This is a genomic window from Actinomycetospora sp. (genome assembly GCF_055612215.1).
Genome location: NZ_JBVPVA010000410.1, coordinates 1 through 3,567, shown reverse-complemented (window position 1 = coordinate 3,567; position 3,567 = coordinate 1). Strand labels below are relative to the sequence as shown.

The window sequence follows — 3,567 nt, the reverse complement described above, 5'->3', positions numbered from 1 at the left end:
CCCCGACCCCGAGCGCGGCCGCCGCCGAGGTCGCCGAGCTCCCGACCGTCGTGCCCGCCTCCGACGAGCCCGCCCGCTGGGGCCGCGTCGACGCCGACGGCACCGTCTGGACCGTGGCGCCCGAGGGCGAGCGCGCCGTCGGGTCGTGGCAGGCCGGGGACGCCGTCGAGGGCCTCGCGCACTTCGCCCGCCGGTTCGACGACCTGCGCACCGAGGCCGACATCCTCGTGCGCCGCCTGCAGTCCGGGCGTGGTGACGCGTCGGGCCTGCTGCGCAGCGCGACCGTGCTGCGGGAGCGGCTCGACGTCGCGACCGTCGTCGGCGACCTGCCCGGGCTCGTCGTCCGCCTCGACGCCGTCATCGCCGCGGCCGAGCAGGCCGGGCGGGCGGAGAAGTCGGCGAAGTCGACCGCGCGGGAGCAGGCGGTGGCGCGCAAGGAGGCCCTGATCTCCGAGGCCGAGACCCTCGCCGAGGAGACCACGCGCTGGAAGCACGCCGGTGACCGCTTCTCGGCGATGCTCGAGGAGTGGAAGACGATCCGCGGGATCGACCGCAAGACCGACGACGCGCTCTGGAAGCGCTTCGCCAAGTCCCGCGAGACCTTCACCCGCCGTCGGGGGGCCCACTTCGCCGAGCTCGACCGGGCCCGCGCGACCGCGAAGACGCGCAAGGAGGAGCTGGTCGCCGAGGCCGAGGCGCTCCGGGAGTCGGAGGACTGGGGCCCGACGGCCGGGCGCTACAAGGAGCTCATGGTCGAGTGGAAGGCGGCCGGGCGCACCTCCAAGGACGCCGACGACGCCCTCTGGGCCCGCTTCCGCGGCGCGCAGGACCACTTCTTCTCGCGGCGGTCGGCGACGTTCGACGCGCGGGACGCGGAGTTCGTCGGGAACGCGAAGGCCAAGGAGGCGCTGCTCGCCGAGGCGGCCGCCATCGACCTCTCCGACATCGACGCCGCCCGCGCCGCGCTGCGCTCGGTGCAGGAGCGGTGGGACGAGATCGGCAAGGTGCCCCGCGAGCGGGTCCGCGAGTTCGCCACCCGCCTCAAGGAGGTCGAGGACCGGGTGCGGGCCGCGGTCGACAAGCGCTGGTCGCGGGTCGACCCGGAGAAGGAGGCCCGCGTCGGGCAGTTCCGCGAGCGCGTCGCCCAGTACGAGGCCCAGGCCGCGAAGGCCCGCGCTGCCGGCGACGAGCGCCGCGCGAAGGAGGCCGACCGGCAGGCCGAGCAGTGGCGGGAGTGGCTCGCCGCCGCGGAGCGCGCGACCGGCTGATCGGGCTCAGGCCCCCAGCGGGTCCGGCACCGTCGCGGCCGCGGCCGCCTCGCGCAGCAGCCGCGTGTCCTCCCCCACCAGGGCGGCTCCGTGCCCGAAACAGACCACGGCCGCGTCGAACGCGCCGAGCCGGCGGAACGACGCCCGGGCCTGCTCCCGGTCGGCGTTGAACGGCCCCAGGATGACGGCGCCCTCGTGGTTCGCGGCGGTGTCCCCCGTGCACAGCACCCCGGCGTCCGGGAACCAGAACGCGGCGCTGCCGTCGGTGTGTCCGGGGGTGGCGACGACGTGCGCTCCCCCGAGGACGCCTGCGTCGTCGAGCTCGCGGTCGACCCGAGCCGGTGGCGCGTCCGGCAGGCCGCCGGCCGCGATCTGCGCGAACAGCACCTCCTCGGCCGGGGTGAGCACCGGCGGGCGACCGGGCTCGGTGCCGCGCACGGCGGGCGCGTCGACCCGGTGGACCGCCACGTCCACGCCCGGCCACCGGCCGATCTCCGCGGCGGAGCCCGCGTGGTCGGCGTGCCAGTGGGTGAGCAGCACGAGGCGCAGCGCGCCGCGGTCGAGCCCCCAGTCGCGCAGGGCCGCCGCCACGGCCTCCCCGTTCCCGACGGCACCGGTGTCGACGAGCACCACCCCGCGCGGGGTCCGGATCAGGTAGGCCTGGCCCGGGACGCCGACGAGCATCCGCAGGTCGGCTCGCAGGTCGATGACGTCCATGCGTCCAGAGCATCACGCACGACACCCGTGTCCGTCCCGGGTGTTCGCTCTCGGCTCAGCCGGGCTCGATGTCGACCGTCGGGCCGCCGGGGGCCAGGAAGAGGCAGAACGGGTGCCCGGAGGGGTCGGCATAGACGTAGAGCGGTTCCTCGGGGTCGTCGGACTCGTCGCGCAGCAGCCGGGCCCCCAGCTCGAGCGCGCGCCGGTGCTGCGCCTCGAGGTCCGCCATCGTGGGCACGCTGAGGTCGAGGTGCATGCGCTGCGGCTGGTCGCCCTCGGGCCACGTCACCGGCAGGAGCGCCGGGACCGGCTGGAACGCGAGCAGACGCCGGCCGTCGGCGTCGCAGAGGGTGAGCCAGTCCTCGGCCTGCGGATCGGGCTCGCCCTCGGGCGGCGGCGCGTCGCCGAGGCGGTAGTGCAGGCCGAGCAGGCGGCGGTAGAACTCGGCGAGGGGGCGGGGGTCGACGGCGTCGAACACGGTCTGGTGCAGGTACGGGTGGTCGGGCATCGGCGCGCCCTCCTCGTGATCGACGACGGTTTCCGGACGTCCGGGGTCAGGACCGGAACTCCTCTGACGTCACCGGCACCGCCACCCGCCGGAACCGCACCGACGCCCCCGGCCGGAGCTGCCCGGCGCGGTCGGTGTCGGCGTCGGTCACCACACCGATCACCGGGTAGCCACCGGTCACGGGGTGGTCGGCGAGGAAGACGGTCGGGCGCCCGGACGGCGGGACCTGCACGCTCCCCCGGATCACGCCCTCGCTCGGCAGCTCCGCCCCGTCGCGCTCGGGGGTGCGGGCGAGCTCGGGCCCGTCCAGGCGGAACCCCACGCGGTTGGCGTCCTCGGTGACCGTCCACGCCGTCCGCAGGAAGGTGGCGACGGCGTCGTCGGTGAACCAGTCCCGACGCGGGCCCAGGACCACCCCCAGCGTCAGCTCGTCCCCGAGCCCCGCCTCCGGGGCGACGTCCACCCAGGGCACCGGCGTCACGGGCGCCTCCCCCACCGCCAGCTCGACGCCGGCCTCGAGCACCGGCGGACCGAGGCCCGCGACGGTGTCCGTGGCCCGGCTCCCCAGCACGGGCTCCACCGCGATCCCGCCGCGCACCGCGACGTAGGTCCGCAGGCCGCAGGCCGGTGTGCCCAGGCGCAGCTCGGCGCCCGCGGGGACGACGACGGCGCGGTGCAGGTCCCCGGGGCGGTCCCCGATGCGCACCGGCGCGGGCGCGCCGGTCACGGCGACCACCGCCGTCGTCGGCCCGCCGGCGGAGCCGGCCTCGAACCGGAGCCCGAGGCCGCCGAAGGTGACCTCGAGGCCGGCCGCGGCCTCGTCGTTGCCCACGAGGCGGTTCGCCCGCCGCAGCGCCGCCCGGTCGGCCGCACCCGATACGCCGACGCCGAGGTCGGCCCGGCCGGGGCGCCCGACGACGTCCTGGACGGTGGTCAGCGGACCGGTCGCGGTGACGGTGAGGGGGCTCATCGGGCCCGGAACCGGATGCGCGCGCCCGGGACGAGGACGGCCGGCGGGTCCCGGTCGAGGTCCCACAGCACGTGGTCGGTGTGCCCGATGAGCTGCCAGCCCCC

5 protein-coding genes are annotated in these 3,567 nt (G+C 76.8%); 1 reads left to right on the top strand and 4 read right to left on the bottom strand.

Annotation, left to right across the window (positions count from 1 at the left end; all coding sequences use genetic code 11):
• Positions 1-1,268, top strand: a 1,268-nt coding sequence (locus AC0CYZ_RS11615; RefSeq protein ID WP_472215419.1) for a DUF349 domain-containing protein, incomplete at its 5' end; no start/stop codon positions are given.
• Positions 1,269-1,274: 6 nt separating this feature from the next.
• Here the strand turns inward: AC0CYZ_RS11615 and AC0CYZ_RS11610 are convergent.
• Genes AC0CYZ_RS11610 through AC0CYZ_RS11595 form a run of 4 tightly spaced genes read right to left on the bottom strand, consistent with a single transcriptional unit; the run spans position 1,275 to position 3,534 of the window.
• A complete protein-coding gene (locus tag AC0CYZ_RS11610) occupies positions 1,275-1,985 on the bottom strand; it encodes an MBL fold metallo-hydrolase (RefSeq protein WP_472215417.1) in 711 nt (236 codons plus the stop codon).
• Between the two features lie 55 nt (positions 1,986-2,040).
• Positions 2,041-2,493 (bottom strand): VOC family protein, encoded by a 453-nt coding sequence (locus AC0CYZ_RS11605; protein ID WP_472215415.1) that lies wholly within the window; start codon positions 2,491-2,493, stop codon positions 2,041-2,043.
• 46 nt (positions 2,494-2,539) lie between these two features.
• Positions 2,540-3,463, bottom strand: coding sequence for a 5-oxoprolinase subunit C family protein (locus AC0CYZ_RS11600; RefSeq protein WP_472215413.1), 924 nt, complete (start codon positions 3,461-3,463; stop codon positions 2,540-2,542).
• Positions 3,460-3,534, bottom strand: a complete 75-nt coding sequence (locus tag AC0CYZ_RS11595; protein ID WP_472215421.1) for a hypothetical protein — start codon at positions 3,532-3,534, stop codon at positions 3,460-3,462. The genes AC0CYZ_RS11600 and AC0CYZ_RS11595 overlap by 4 nt, the downstream gene beginning before the upstream one ends.
• Positions 3,535-3,567: the final 33 nt, after the last annotated feature.